The organism is Neptuniibacter marinus, assembly GCF_001597725.1.
Lineage (GTDB): Bacteria > Pseudomonadota > Gammaproteobacteria > Pseudomonadales > Balneatricaceae > Neptuniibacter > Neptuniibacter marinus.
On sequence record NZ_LUTR01000004.1, the window covers coordinates 49807 to 64335 of the forward strand.

The 14529-nt window shown below is 40.9% G+C and carries 11 protein-coding genes; 9 read left to right on the top strand and 2 right to left on the bottom strand.

Features of this window, described 5'->3' with window-relative positions; all coding sequences use genetic code 11:
• The first annotated feature begins 167 nt into the window (after positions 1-167).
• From A3774_RS05300 to A3774_RS05320, 5 genes are all read left to right on the top strand, one after another.
• Positions 168-1121: a M23 family metallopeptidase gene (locus A3774_RS05300; RefSeq protein ID WP_067864267.1), complete on the top strand. Its 954-nt coding sequence runs from the start codon at positions 168-170 to the stop codon at positions 1119-1121.
• A 29-nt stretch (positions 1122-1150) separates the two neighbouring features.
• Positions 1151-1516, top strand: coding sequence for a bactofilin family protein (locus tag A3774_RS05305; RefSeq protein WP_067864535.1), 366 nt, complete (start codon positions 1151-1153; stop codon positions 1514-1516).
• A 37-nt stretch (positions 1517-1553) separates the two neighbouring features.
• Positions 1554-2321: a class II glutamine amidotransferase gene (locus tag A3774_RS05310; protein ID WP_067864270.1), complete on the top strand. Its 768-nt coding sequence runs from the start codon at positions 1554-1556 to the stop codon at positions 2319-2321.
• A 30-nt stretch (positions 2322-2351) separates the two neighbouring features.
• On the top strand, positions 2352-4037 hold the full coding sequence (locus tag A3774_RS05315) for an AMP-binding protein (protein ID WP_231867944.1): 1686 nt from the start codon (positions 2352-2354) through the stop codon (positions 4035-4037).
• A gap of 193 nt (positions 4038-4230) precedes the next feature.
• Positions 4231-5439, top strand: coding sequence for a multidrug effflux MFS transporter (locus A3774_RS05320; protein WP_067864273.1), 1209 nt, complete (start codon positions 4231-4233; stop codon positions 5437-5439).
• 24 nt (positions 5440-5463) lie between these two features.
• Here the strand turns inward: A3774_RS05320 and A3774_RS05325 are convergent, their stop codons facing one another.
• Positions 5464-6171, bottom strand: coding sequence for a pseudouridine synthase (locus A3774_RS05325; RefSeq protein ID WP_067864541.1), 708 nt, complete (start codon positions 6169-6171; stop codon positions 5464-5466).
• Positions 6172-6258: 87 nt separating this feature from the next.
• Positions 6259-6681, bottom strand: a complete 423-nt coding sequence (hpaR, locus tag A3774_RS05330; protein ID WP_067864276.1) for a homoprotocatechuate degradation operon regulator HpaR — start codon at positions 6679-6681, stop codon at positions 6259-6261.
• A 192-nt stretch (positions 6682-6873) separates the two neighbouring features.
• Here hpaR and hrpA point away from each other — a divergent pair, with 192 nt between their 5' ends.
• The 4 genes from hrpA (at position 6874) to A3774_RS05350 (ending at position 14526) form a co-directional block, all read left to right on the top strand.
• Positions 6874-10899 (top strand): ATP-dependent RNA helicase HrpA, encoded by a 4026-nt coding sequence (gene hrpA, locus A3774_RS05335; protein ID WP_082792362.1) that lies wholly within the window; start codon positions 6874-6876, stop codon positions 10897-10899.
• Positions 10900-11269: 370 nt separating this feature from the next.
• A complete protein-coding gene (locus A3774_RS05340; RefSeq protein WP_067864279.1) occupies positions 11270-12334 on the top strand; it encodes a porin in 1065 nt (354 codons plus the stop codon).
• Between the two features lie 175 nt (positions 12335-12509).
• The gene (locus tag A3774_RS05345; protein WP_067864283.1) at positions 12510-13211 is read left to right on the top strand and encodes an MlaA family lipoprotein; all 702 of its coding nucleotides are present in this window, start codon (positions 12510-12512) and stop codon (positions 13209-13211) included.
• 145 nt (positions 13212-13356) lie between these two features.
• The gene (locus tag A3774_RS05350) at positions 13357-14526 is read left to right on the top strand and encodes a PP2C family protein-serine/threonine phosphatase (protein WP_067864286.1); all 1170 of its coding nucleotides are present in this window, start codon (positions 13357-13359) and stop codon (positions 14524-14526) included.
• Positions 14527-14529 lie beyond the last annotated feature (3 nt).

Below are 14529 nucleotides of genomic sequence, written 5' to 3' on the forward strand. Positions count from 1 at the left end.
GCGCTTTCCATTCCTTGGAGTTGGCTTGTTTAGTGATTATTGAAATAGGGGAAGCGGATTAATCCCCTATAATACTATGACAATAGTATGAAAATCGGTATATTTGTTTGCTTTGATTATTGTCGATTAGTTCTTTGTAAAAAAGACGAATAGTTACAGGTATTAACTTGAGAAATAAGCTGGTTATAACGCTGACAACCGTTTATGGGTCACGCCAATATACGATTAGCCAAGTGGCCAAATACCTATTGTTCATTTTTATTATATTGTCTGCGGCCAGCTTTTTCGTTTCTAATGCTTTGCTTGTTGTTAAAACTGATAACTTAGCCGATCTTGAAGAGGATCATCAAGAGCTAAGTGAAAGTTATGAAATTATGGTGGGCTCCCAACAGTTATATATTGATGAACTAAAGAATTTAAGTTTATCGTTAAGCTCTCTTAAGCATGAGAGAGATAAGCTAGAAGAAGAAAACATTCGTATAGGTGAATTAAACTCTACTTTAGATAGTTCGCTTTATGGGCTGGAGGATCTACTAGGGGTGGAGCATCAAACGACTATTGACCCGTTGAGAGCTGAGCAATTAACGATAGAGGCTAATAAACGGTTATTCTTTTTGCATAGTATTCCTAACGGTGTGCCTATACAGGCCATTCGTATATCGGATAAGTTTGGGCCGCGTATGCATCCGGTTAGAAATAAACGGGTTGTTCACCAAGGGATCGATTTTAAAGCGAATAGGGGCACGCCAATTTATGCAACCGCTGACGGAGTTGTAGAATATGCTGGTTATAATAAACGTAGCGGTTTTGGTAAACTGATAATATTGCAACACAATTTTGGTTTTAAAACGTACTTTGCGCATCTGGATGCAATTAAAGTAAAAAGTGGAGAGTTTGTCAGTAAGGGACAACTGATAGGGAATAGTGGCAATACAGGTATGACAACTGGGCCTCATTTACATTATGAGATAAGGCACTTGTTTACAGCTATAGACCCTGAACCCTTTCTCTCTTGGAATATAACAAATTTTGACTCTTTGTTTACAAAGGTTAAGGGCGTTAAATGGGCATCCTTAAAAGAAATGTATCCGCTAAATCAACACAGTCAGCTATTACAATAATTGCTGAAGGGAATAAGTTTTGCGGCGATATGAGCATTATTGGAAAAATGCATATTGATGGCATTTTTGAAGGTAATGTTAGCTCGTTAGATAATATTTCAATTGGTAAAACAGGTCATGTGCGCGGTTTAATTAAGGCACGTGCAGTTGATGTTTGTGGATTACTTGAAGGTGAAGTCATCTGTGATGACCTTCATATAGATTCAAGTGGTCAGGTGCGTGCGACGGTTGAAAGTAAGCAGATGTCGATTCATCCGCAGGGATGTTTTTTAGGAGAACGCCGCCTTAAAGAAGTAACTGCGTTAACTGATGACAGTAAAAAAATAGAAACGGGTATGGATGCGATTGATTCCTTGCCTGATAAAGTGGTTTTAGATAACAAACCGGATTCCTGAGTTGTTCTTTAATATAGGTTTGCTGGAATAGCTTTATATGTGTGAATTATTAGGTATGAGCGCCAATGTTCCTACAGATATCTGCTTTTCGTTTGCTGGATTGATGCAGCGGGGAGGAGGTACTGGGCCGCATAAAGATGGGTGGGGTATCGCTTTTTATGAAGGTAAAGGCGTACGTTGCTTTCATGATCCTAATCCCAGCGTGGATTCAAAAATAGCTAACTTAATTAAAGAGCACCCTATAAAAAGCCATGTGGTGATTAGTCATATTCGTCAAGCGAATGTGGGGAATATTTGTTTAGAGAATACCCATCCCTTCCAACGCGAACTTTGGGGGTTTACTTGGACGTTTGCTCATAATGGTCAGCTTGATAAATCGCTTTTTTCGCTTCCTTTATCTTACTACCATCCTGTAGGGATGACGGATAGCGAATACGCTTTTTGCTGGCTTCTTGGTGAACTAAGAAAGCGCTTTCCCAAACAGCCTTATGATTTTAATGAGGTTTCTGCGTTTATTCATACTTGTTGCGAGAGATTGCGTGAGTTGGGGGTTTTTAATATGTTATTAACCGAGTCAACACACCTGTTTGCATTCTGCGGTAGCAAACTGTCTTGGATTACGCGTAAGGCGCCTTTTGGTGAAGCCAGCTTAACTGATTGTGATGTGACAGTAGATTTTGTGCAAGAAACAAAACCTGGCGATATTGTTACTGTGATAGCAACAGTTCCATTAACGGCGAATGAAGAGTGGGTCGCTCTGGAGCCTGGCGAATTAGTGACTTTTGTTAAGGGATTAGTACAGTAGTAATCACTTCACTTTTCGAGGAGGTTTTAGGTGGTCGAAAAGCAAGATTCTCTGCTGAGTATTGAGCAAGAAATTGAGCAGGAGATTAAGAGCTATCCTAATCTGACAGTGCTTTGGGATCGAGCTTGTAAAGACTTTGCCTATAAATCTGCTTTTTCAAATATGGGGTCAACGCTGACCTATGCCGAGCTTGATGAGGCCGCACAACATCTAGCCTCCTACTTACAAAATAACACTGAGCTAAAACCAGGCGATCGTATCGCGATCCAACTACCCAATATTTTACAATATCCAGTCTGTATTTTAGCGGCTTTACGCGCCGGCTTGGTGATTGTTAATACGAACCCCTTATACACTGCGTCAGAAACCATTAAGCAATTTAATCATGCAGGTGTTAAGGCGGTTGTTATTCTCGCCAATAACGCCCATATGATTGAAGAGGTTGTCCCAAATACATTAGTTAAAACGGTGCTGGTAACTGAGTTGGCAGACTTGCATCCATTTAGTCGACGAGTACTACTTAACTTTATTGCAAAATATGTTCGTAAAATCGTTCCTAAATACAAAGTACCTAAAGCTATATTGTTTAGGGATGCTTTGGCTAAAGGAGCACGGAGTACTTTGGAGGCAGTTGAGCAAAAGCCAGATGACCTTGCTGCTATACAATATACAGTGGGAACAACCGGAGAGCCTAAAGGTGTCGCCTTAAGTCATCGTAACTTGATTGCGAATGTACTTCAGCTTAAAAGCCGTCTTCCGGAAAGTTTAAGGATAGGCGAAGAGGTAGCCATTGCACCGTTGCCGGTGTATCACATCTATGGTTTTACGTTGAACTGTCTTGTTATGCCTTTTATGGGTGCTCAAGTCGTTCTAATTACGAACCCTAGAGATACCAGTGGTTTTGTGAATGAGCTTGGGCGCTGGGATTTCACCATTTTTTCTGGCCTTAATACCTTATTTATATCTCTGTGCAGACACCCTATGTTTGGACAGTTAGATATGACTCGGTTGAAATTGACCTTATCTGGAGGTATGGCACTTACTCGTTCTGTGAGCGATGAGTGGGAATCCTTAACGGGCTGTCCAATCTATCAAGGTTATGGCTTAACTGAAGCCTCTCCCGTAATCGCCGTTAGTTATGTACAAGGTGCTCAGTTTGGTTCTGTTGGTCAACCACTACCGCTGACTGAGGTGAGAATTGTTGGTGAGCAGGGGGAGGAGTTGTGTGCAGGAGAGATCGGTGAACTTTATGTTCGAGGCCCTCAGGTTATGTCAGGTTATTGGCGAGATGGTTCGAATATCCCTGATGAGGCTGGCTGGTTAGCTACGGGGGATATGGCGCGTATTATGGAAGATAAGTCGCTCCAGATAGTCGATCGTAAAAAAGATATTATTCACATTTCCGGCTTTCCTGTTTACCCAAATGAATTGGAAAATATTATCTCTAGTCACGTAGATGTAGTGGAATGTGCGGTTATAGGCCTCCCTGATGAGCAATTTGGGGAAGTGATAAAGCTATTTATCGTGACTCAAAATAGACGCCTCACTGTTAAACAAGTACGTGATTATTGTCGAGAAAGGTTAACTTCTTATAAAGTTCCACGTTTGGTGGAGTTTAGAACCCATCTGCCTAAGTCAAATGTTGGCAAAGTTATACGACGGGCGTTACTAGATGAGGAGTTGGCAGGGATGCAAAAACTCCGCAAATATTTGTAGTTACACTGTGGCAGTACAGTTTCCATCTTCTTTTTCTTTAAAAAAAATCACATTGTAGCGAACACGTAAATCTCAAGTGTTGTGAGTAAACTGAATTTAATCAGCTTGGGTTATGCTAAAATCGTTATCAATAAATTGTTTACATGTTAATTATTTTCTTATGTTTAAGCATGGGCTTGAGAGTATTGGTTGAATGAAAATATCGCAGACCAGAGCAGAGATAGGTTTTACTGAATTTGTTGCATTAATGGCGTTTGTAACCTGCTTTGTGGCTATGTCCATTGATTTGATGCTGCCTGCTTTATTTCAAATAGGTCAGGATCTAGGTGTTCAGAGAGATAATGATACACAATTGATAGTCAGCACGATTTTTATTGGGGTGGCGATAGGGCACCTTATCTACGGCCCGTTAGCTGATGTGATTGGACGAAAACCATCAATTTATCTGGGTTTTGCAATTTTTATTTTAGGCACGCTTATCTCTCTTTTTGCTGTCAATATGAGCATGATGTTGGTAGGCCGATTGTTACAAGGCTTAGGCGCTGCGGGCCCTCGCATTGTAACTATTGCTATTGTTCGAGATAAAAGTCATGGCTCTGAGATGGCCCGTGTGATGTCATTGATTATGACTGTTTTTATTCTTGTACCGGTTATCGCTCCGATTATAGGGCAAGGTATATTATTGGTATCTAATTGGCGAATGATGTTTGCTTTTCTTTTTTTTGCAGCTGTTTTTATTTTAATTTGGTTTGCGCTCCGTTTACCTGAAAGCTTGCCTTTAGATCAACGAAGTCAATTTTCGGTTAAAAGTATAGTGAGTGGTTGTTGTGAAGTAGTCACTAATCGGGTGGCGATGGCGTATGTTATAGCTTCTGGACTTGGTTTTGGTGCGTTCCTTGGCTTTTTAAGTTCTATTCAGCAGATTTTGCAGGATTTATATCATTTAGGGGCTAAATTCCCTCTTTATTTTGCTGTTTTGGCCACAGGAATTGGTGTGGCTAGTTTTATTAATTCTAAATTAGTTATGCGCTTTGGATTGAGGCAGCTAGTTATGGGAACTCAAGTTGCCACATTGATTATTTCAATTGCTGTGCTTATAAGTACATATTGGTTAAGCCCTGTACCACCCTTATGGTTCGTAATGGGGTATTTTCTGGTGGTCTTAATGGGAATCGGTTTGTTGTTTGGTAATCTTAATGCTTTATCTATGGAGCCTTTTGGACATATTGCGGGTTTAGCTTCGGGCGTGATTGGCGGGGTTTCTACATTAATAGCCGTTGTTGCTGGTGTGGTTGTTGGTCAAGCTTTTAATGGAACCTTGGTGCCAATTATCGTTGGTTTTATCTTACTGCCTGGATTGTCGTTGTTATTTACTTATTGGGCCAGTAGGCGAGCCATTTAAGAGTATTGAAGAGATGTGCTGGGGCTAATGATTTAAGGATTGTACTTCTTGCACGGTTAGCTCTCGACTCTCTCCAGGCTTTAAGCTCTCGTCGAGTGCTAGTGCACCTATTGATACTCTATGTAATTTCAATACAGGATTTCTAAATCGCCCAAACATCCGCTTGATTTGATGATAGCGGCCTTCCTTTAAAGTGACTTCAGCGACATGCTCAGAGATGATTTCAAGCTGGGCAGGTAAGGTTGTTATATTCTCGTAAGGAAAAAACATACCTTTAGCAAAAACCTCGGCGTACTCTTTAGTTAAAGGTTTTTCTAATGTCACTTTATAGACTTTGTTAACTTTTTTATTAGGTGATGTTAGATTGCGTGACCATTCGCCATGATTGGTTAGTAGTAGTAAGCCCGACGAATTTAGATCTAGTCTGCCTGCAATATGGACATTGGGGTACAGGGGTTGCAATAGGTCTAGAACTGTTTTGTGTTGATCATCTTTGGTAGCGCTGATAACTCCTACAGGCTTGTTCATCATTATGTAAATTGGTTTATTGTTCTGAAGGCTCTTTCCATCACACTCAATTTGCGTGAATTGATCGATAACTTGATTGGCTGTTGTGGCTGGTTGGCCATTTATAAATACTCTCTTTTGCGCAAGCAGCTGCTTAACATCACGGCGGTTAATGCCTGTTTTGATTGAGATAAATCGATCTAATCGCGCCTTTTTTGATTCCATTTGTAATTTTTTTTGATCAATAGTTAATAGGGGGGCGTGCATTTTCAAAAGAGTTGCATTGGTGCTTTTATAGCTAGAAGCTAAGCGCTATGGCTCGATTTTAGAAAGTTCTTTGATGATATCCATTAATTGTTCAAGCTTCTTTTCACCTAGGCGGTTAGTAAAAGCTTTATACCTAGCTTCAATCTCAGGGCTTAAATGTTGAATTAATTCATTGGCTTTACTTGTTAAACTAATAAGCGTTATACGCTGGTCTTCGGTTGACTTTCTTCGGGTTATATAACCTTGTTGCTGGAGGCGTGTGAGAATACCTGTAAGGCTGGGACTTAAAAGGCAGCAGCTTGTTGCTAGTTCTTTTGATTCCATCTCTTTGTATTCATGAAGTGCGCGTAATACGCGCCATTGCTGTTCTGTCAAGGAGTACTCATTTAGCAATGGGCGGAAAAAAAGCATACTGGCTTCACGCGCTTTAAGGAGTTGAAGTGGTAATGAGTCTTCAAATTTACGCATGAATTATCCTCTTTAATCATAATTGGATTGTATTTTTGCGGCTTAATAGAAACTGTTCAAGAAAATTAGCCATAATACTTAGTTTATTGGGAGGATTTTCTTTGGCGTTTACTTAGCACTTTTGGGTATTTAAAGATAGAAATAGGCCGTAAACCAAGGTGTGATTGCTTGTATTAGGTGGTTATAGCGGTTATGCCGTGCTGTATCAGTTGGTGCTGTTACCCTCATAAGGTAGAATACCTTACTTTAATTTATGCTTTGGATGTACGTGTTTTGACCCTCTCTATTGAGCTGTTATCTGCTCGCTTACCTGATTGCCGTATTGCTGATCGTTACCGTTTAAAGCGACGATTAGATCGAACTCGACGCGAGGGGGCGAATCAGGAAGCCTTACTTGCTTTGTCTGATGCAATAGATGTGTCTTGTCGACAGGTTGAATTGAAAAAAGGCTTAAACCAAGATATTCAATACTCTGATCTGCCTATTAGTGCCCGTAGAGAAGAGATAGCTGAAGCGATTTTAAATAACCAAGTGATTGTTCTTGCTGGTGAAACCGGTTCTGGAAAAACCACTCAACTCCCTAAAATATGTCTTGAATTAGGTTTAGGCTGTAAAGGGCTGATTGGTCATACGCAGCCGCGTCGGCTTGCTGCTAGAACGGTTGCGACTCGAATAGCTGAAGAGCTGAATACGACGCTGGGTGAGAGAGTTGGCTATCAGGTTCGTTTTCATGAGCAGGTGAACGACTCGACTCAAGTGAAGCTGATGACGGACGGTATATTGCTTGCGGAAACTAAGCATGACCGTTTTCTTGAGAAATATGAAGTACTGATAATTGATGAAGCTCATGAGCGAAGCCTAAATATTGATTTCCTTTTAGGGTATATCAAACGTATATTGCCTAGACGTCCTGATCTTAAGTTGATTATTACCTCCGCAACAATTGACCTTGAACGGTTCTCAAAACACTTTAATAATGCACCTATTATTGAAGTTTCAGGTCGAACTTATCCCGTTGAGATGCTTTATCGCCCTTTGCATGATTATTCTGCAGATGATGAAAAGACAGTGGATATGCAGCAGGGGATTTTGGCAGCTGTTGAAGAACTCTTACATATGGAGAGAAAACAGGGGAAGGGGCCACAAGGCGATATTTTGATCTTCCTGCCTGGCGAAAGAGATATAAGAGAAACCGCTGATCTTTTGCGTAAGGCTGAGCTTAAACATGTGGATATATTGCCGCTCTACGCTCGTCTGTCACTTGCGGAACAAAATAGGGTGTTCCAGCAAGGGAAGGGGGCGAGGGGAACCCGTGTGGTTTTATCAACTAATGTAGCGGAAACATCCCTAACAGTGCCAGGCATAAAATATGTTATTGATACCGGACTGGCGCGTATTAGTCGTTATAGCTATCGCTCAAAAGTGCAACGCCTCCCTATTGAAGCCGTTTCTCAAGCCAGTGCAAACCAAAGAGCGGGTCGTTGTGGTCGAGTATCTGATGGTATCTGTATTCGTCTTTATTCGGAAGAAGACTTTGTTAGTCGCCCTGAATTTACCGATGCAGAGATTCGACGCACAAACTTAGCGGCCGTGATTCTACAAATGTTGTCGCTTAAGTTAGGTGATATTGCAGAGTTCCCATTTGTTGATCCGCCTGATAATCGTTTTATTAATGATGGTTTTAAGTTGTTGCAGGAGCTGGGAGCCGTGAACTCAAAACGTCAGATAACAACCATTGGTTGGCAGTTGGCTAAACTCCCTATTGATCCACGTTTGGGGCGGATGGTGATCGAATCGGCGCGTAATAACTGTCTCCGTGAGATGTTAGTGATAGTAAGTGCATTGGGGATACAGGACCCAAGGGAAAGGCCGCAAGATAAACGTCAAGCTAGCGATGAAAAGCACAAGCTATATGCCCATGATGAATCTGACTTTATGACGTTTGTTAACCTTTGGGAGTTATATGAGACGCAACGGCAAGAGTTAACCCAAAATCAGTTACGAAAATACTGTAACAAGAACTTTCTTTCCTACATGCGTATGCGTGAATGGCGTGATACTCACCGTCAGTTACATATTATTTGTAAAGAATTACAGGCAAAAGAACAACGTTTTGTTGAGCGTGTGGAAGCTGCATCTTACGAATCTATACACCGCTCGTTATTGGCGGGCCTATTAAGTCATATGGGCTTTAAACAAGAAAATAAAGAATATTTAGGTGCGCGCAATCGACGATTTTTTCTTTTTCCTGGTTCTGTTGTTTATAAAAAAGCCCCTAAATGGGTTATGGCTGCAGAGATGGTTGAAACAAGCCAGCTTTATGCCCGCTGTATCGCTAAAGTCGATCCTGTGTGGGCTGAGAAATTAGCCCCTAGTCTGATTAAGAAAAATTACAGTGAGCCTCATTGGGAGAAAAAAAGAGCTGAGGTGGTCGCTACGGAGCAGGTGACGCTTTATGGCATGATCATTGTGCCTAAAAGAAAAGTGAGCTACGGGAAAATTGATGCTGAAATTTCTCATGAGATATTTATCCGTCAAGCGTTGGTTGAAGGTGAGTTAAATAGTTCAGCTCGGTTTGTGCAAAAGAATCGAGCCTTACTTAAGGGGATTGAGAAATTAGAAGCTAAGTCTCGTAGGAAGGATCTGCTCGTCGATGAGGAACAACTTTACGAATTTTATCGTTTGCGTCTTAAAAGCTTATCAGGTGACCATATAGTTAATGGCGCGGGTTTCGAAAAGTGGCGTAAGCGTGTTGAACAAGATAATCCTGAGTGTTTAGTCATGCAGGAGGAGGATATCCTTCAACGTTCTGCTGATCATGTTTCTGAAAGTATTTATCCCGATCATTTAAATCTAGAGGGTGCGCGGCTGAAGCTCTTTTATCATTTTTCACCGGGAGCCAATGATGATGGTGTGACTTTGCAAGTCCCTCTGCCTTTATTAACCTCTCTCCCTTTGAAAACAATTGAATGGCTGGTTCCAGGGATGCTGGTGGAAAAATGTACCGCAATTCTTAGAGGCTTGCCTAAGCAGCAGCGAAAGCATTTTGTTCCGGTTCCAAACTATGTTGATGCTTTTATGCAAGCAGTGGAGTTTGGTGTAGGAGATCTTTATGAGATTTTTGCTCATCATCTACTTAGGATGACGGGTGTTCGAATACAGCCGCGAGAGCTACGTGAGACTGTATTAGAAGATCACCTGCATATGAATTTACGTTTAGTTGACGAAAATGGGTATCTGCTAGATGAGTCCAGAGACTGGGAGCAATTAAATAGTAAGTATGCCTCGCAAATCAGTCAGCGATTAACTGAACGTACAGATAGAAGTGAGGAGAGCAGCTGGGGCCGAGAGGGATTAACAGATTGGGACTTTGGAGTACTTGAACCTAGTTGTAAAGTGAATAAGTATGCGGGCGTCGAAATTGAAGCTTACCCAGCGCTTGTTGATAAGGGAGAGAGTGTTACCTTATGTTTAAAGCCTCACCAAGCTGAAGCGAACAATCTAAGTGTTGATGGCATAGTGCGGCTGGCTGTGCTCAATATGCGAGAGCAAGTCCGTTTTGCTCGTAAAGCGTTAAGTAATGAAAAACTCACTAAAGTTATCCTACGCAGTTCAGGGCTTTTAAATAAGCAAACGTTTGCGGAAGATATTATTTGGCACTCAGTTAGACAGCTGCTTAAATTGGATGATGATTTAATCCGCAATTCGGAACAATTTGAGGAGCGGCTAAGTAAATGTAAAGCTGAGCTTGTGCCAGCTTGCGAGAGTTTACTAATCGTTATTAACCAATTATTTGAGAGTTACCACCAAATCCAAAAGCAGTTGAAAGGTAAAGTACAATTAAATGAAGTGCCTGTGCTGAATGATATTAAAAAACAACTGGCTGAACTGTTAGGGGCTCAGTTTATAAAAACGCAGCCCCATGAAGTCTTGATGCATTATCCCAGATATTTGAAAGCAATAGAGCTACGTCTAGAGAAATTCAGACGTAATTTAAGGCAAGAGAGTTTACTAAGTGATCAGCTAGAAAAGTTTTATGGCCAATATAAGACACGTTTTCAGCGAAATGTAGAACAAGGCATCTATGATCCTAATTTAGAAGAGTATCGTTGGTTGATTGAAGAGTATCGAGTTTCACTCTTTGCACAGCAGTTGGGTACACAAAAGACTGTTTCTGAAAAGCGTCTAAAACAGCAGTGGGGTAAAGTTATCCCTTGATATAGGTCAAGGGATCAAGGAAGTAGTACTTTTGTCGGGTCTGTATTTAGATGTATTATGTAGTCAAAGGTTGCACATGCTCGATGGGTATGATGTAATGCGCGAAATTTATTTATAATCATCCGCTTAACCTGTTGTTATAAGAGAGTTTATTAGCTCTATACCACAGACAGAGACGGTGAATAAAGCGAGAATTAAAGTTATTAGTAGTCTCGCCGACTAAAAAATTATAAGAAAAGCTTATTCATTAGTTTGAAAAGTTTTTCTTTTGTAGTATTTTCATAGAGTAAGTGCGCCTAGAGCGCGCTGCGATAAGAAAAAATTAAAAGTTCACTACTAGTATGTTGAATATATTGAAGGGGAAATGTTGATGAAAAAGTCACTGATTGCACTAGCTGTAGCTGGCGCTATGACTGCACCAATGATCGCACAGGCTGATGCTACGCTATACGGATCTTTCCGTATGGGCGTTGCTGAAACGTCTAATAATGGTACTCCAGGTTCAAAAACTGATGGCGACATTGATGTAGTTGATACATCAAGCCGCATGGGTATCAAAGGCGATGTAGATCTAGGTCTAGACGGAACTAAAGGTTTCTTCCAGTGGGAAGCGCAGGTTTATGGTACTGATGATGCAGACCAGGGCCAATCTCTTGGTAACCGTTTAATGTTGATTGGTGCTAAAGGCGATTGGGGTACAGCTCAGATCGGTAAAATGTACCACCCTCACTACTTGCTAATTGAAGCACCTACAAACGTATTCCACCCTGGCTCTTCAGATTTTGGTGAGCGTTTTAACCTTGGTAATACATTCCATAAACGTCAGCAAAATACTGTTGCTTACATCTCTCCAAGCATGAACGGCCTAACATTTATTGCTGGTGCCGTTATTATGGGTGATAGCGATGACAATGATTCAAGTTTTGATGATGGTGTAGATGGTTACAACGTAGCTGCTACCTATAATGGTGTTCAGAACTTAACACTATCCGCTTCTTATGGTGACGTGGACGCAGGTGATGTAAGCACAGCTGCAGTGATTGGTGTTGTTGGTGGTGTTCCTACAGTAACAACTGCAGCTTCTACTCAAACTGATTTCAGCAAAGATGTAACAGGCCTTTCTGCTAAGTACACTATGGATGCTTTAGAGCTAATGGCTAAGTACGAAGAGTCTGAAACAGACTTTAATGGTGCAAACCAGCTTGATGAAAATGTTTGGGAACTAGCTGCACGTTATACAACAGCTAATGGTACTGCTGTATATGGTCGTTACGCTGATTACGAAGAGAAAAACGCTTCTACTGATCTTGAGCAGTGGGGCCTAGGTGTTTCTCAGAAAATGGGTAACGGTATTGTTTACCTAGAGCACGTTAACAACGATAGTGATGACGATGCTGGTGATCGTACTGTTGCTGGTTACCGTCTAGACTTCTAAGTCAACATTTCCTTACGGAAATAAGAAAAGGCTTCCTTCGGGAAGCCTTTTTTCGTTATAAATAATCACTACTTTTGTGCTGTTTTTGAAAATAAGCGCTTTTCCTGTTTTTCATATCTACTTAACTCAGCTAAAATAGAGCATCAATATTGTGAGCAAATTTAAGGGAAACTGGATGAAAGCCAAATTACGTAGTTTGTTGGTTGCTGGTGCAGTATCAATCATGTTATGTCAGCCTTCTGTTGCTGCCGACGTTGAAGTTGATCCATGGGAAGGTTTTAACCGGACTATGTTTAGCTTTAATGACGGCTTGGATACTTATGCACTAAAGCCAGTTTCTCAGGGTTACAAAGCAATTATGCCTGATATTGCTGAAACGGGTGTTAGTAACTTTTTCGGAAACTTAGCGGATGTTGGAACGTTGTTGAATAACTTGCTGCAAGGTAAGTTCAGCAATGCAACACAAGACTTTGCTCGTATCGCATTTAACTCTACGTTTGGTTTGGCGGGTCTAATTGATGTTGCTACACCAATGGGTATTGATAAGCACGATGAAGACTTTGGGCAGACGTTTGGGTACTGGGGTGTTGATAGCGGTCCTTATTTGGTCTTGCCTTTCTTTGGCCCAACCACTGTGCGTGATGGTATTGGCAGGGTGCCTGATTATCTTGTTGACCCTGTACGCCAGTTAGATGATAACGGTGCTCGTAATGCGATGTATGCGACGCGGATTATTAATGATCGCGCCGAATTACTTGAAGCAGAAAAATTGATTTCTGGTGATAAATATACCTTTGTTCGTGATGCCTATCTTCAGAAACGAGCCTTTTCCATCGTAGATGGCGATGGCGAAAATTATGATGAAAGTAATTTCTAGTGTTAATCATAACCTCAGCTTTACATTTTAGGCTGGGGTTTTTGAATTTTTACGCAATGTTACTTATAAATTTTCATTGTATGTTAAGGCAGCAGCATCTACTCTGTTGTCTCATAGATCTTCGCCTATTTAATAAGGCTAGGTTATGAGAGACACTTACCAAACTATCTTACTAGTTGATCATGTTGCGGAAGCCATTGACTCGATCATTGATGCCTGTAGTCATATAGCACTTCGTCCGGTAAAAGTTTCAACTGCTTATAATTGTGATTATGCTAAAGAGTTACTCAATGAGCATGACTTCTCGTTAGTAATTGCGGGTTTAAGTGAAACCTTCACTGTTGATGATATTGCCTCCCTAGCTGAATTCCATGCCCCTAAACCTATACTTGTATTGATGCCGGAAGCTAAGTGTGACCAGGTTTTATTGGCACTACGAAAAGGGGCTAATGATGTTTTTATTCAAAGCGAGATAGCTGAAAAGAGTGCGGATTTTTCTGATTCTATTGCTAAGCTTTTACTTCTTGCTGACTTAATTGAGAAGAAGCTTCATTATCGAAACGAGTTAGAAAAGAGCCTCAGTGAACTTCAAATTGATCAGCAAGCAGCGTTGCAAATACAACAGAATATGCTGCCAGATAAGGAGCTGAATGTTGGAGGGTTGTTGGCTCGTTACTTATTAATTCCTTCGCTGTATTTAAGTGGCGATTTTGTTGATGTGGTCCCCATTGACGCTGATAAAACGATGTTTTATCTAGCTGATGTATCAGGGCATGGTGCTTCATCAGCCTTAGTTACTGTGCTGTTAAAAAATATGACTAACCGATTGGTTAGAAATTATAACCGTTCTTCAAGCTTTGATATTCTATCGCCGGTGAATACCTTATATCGTATTAATTCAGAGTTACTAGAGACTGAGTTAGGAAAACATTTGAGTATTTTTGTGGGGCTTTTTGATAACAAAGACTCCAGTTTGACCTATGCTATAGGTGGGCATCATCCTATGCCTATTTTGACTGATGCAGTCGGTACACGCTTCCTAGAAGGGCGGGGAATGCCGGTAGGGCTTTTCCCTGAACCTTTATTTGATGAACGAAAATTACAGTTGTTAGATGAGTTCGAAATTACATTGTTCTCGGATGGTATTTTAGAGATGTTACCTGAAGGGAATATGAGTGCTAAAGAGCAGAGACTTATTGATGCTGTAATTGCGGTGAATGGCGCTGGTCCAGATGTAATTAAGGAAGCATTGCTTCCCGATATTATAAATGACGCACCTGATGATATTGCAATAATGACAGTTTGCAGGCAGTAAATA

What these genes read in the sequence shown, in the direction of transcription:
- A3774_RS05325 (WP_067864541.1), bottom strand. Translation starts at nt 6,171, where the DNA reads ATGGAATCAAAAAAGGCGCGATTAGATCGATTTATCTCAATCAAAACA.
- hpaR (WP_067864276.1), bottom strand. Translation starts at nt 6,681, where the DNA reads ATGCGTAAATTTGAAGACTCATTACCACTTCAACTCCTTAAAGCGCGT.
- A3774_RS05320 (WP_067864273.1), top strand. Translation starts at nt 4,231, where the DNA reads ATGAAAATATCGCAGACCAGAGCAGAGATAGGTTTTACTGAATTTGTT.
- A3774_RS05310 (WP_067864270.1), top strand. Translation starts at nt 1,554, where the DNA reads ATGTGTGAATTATTAGGTATGAGCGCCAATGTTCCTACAGATATCTGC.
- A3774_RS05340 (WP_067864279.1), top strand. Translation starts at nt 11,270, where the DNA reads ATGAAAAAGTCACTGATTGCACTAGCTGTAGCTGGCGCTATGACTGCA.
- A3774_RS05350 (WP_067864286.1), top strand. Translation starts at nt 13,357, where the DNA reads ATGAGAGACACTTACCAAACTATCTTACTAGTTGATCATGTTGCGGAA.
- A3774_RS05305 (WP_067864535.1), top strand. Translation starts at nt 1,151, where the DNA reads ATGAGCATTATTGGAAAAATGCATATTGATGGCATTTTTGAAGGTAAT.
- A3774_RS05345 (WP_067864283.1), top strand. Translation starts at nt 12,510, where the DNA reads ATGAAAGCCAAATTACGTAGTTTGTTGGTTGCTGGTGCAGTATCAATC.
- hrpA (WP_082792362.1), top strand. Translation starts at nt 6,874, where the DNA reads ATGCCGTGCTGTATCAGTTGGTGCTGTTACCCTCATAAGGTAGAATAC.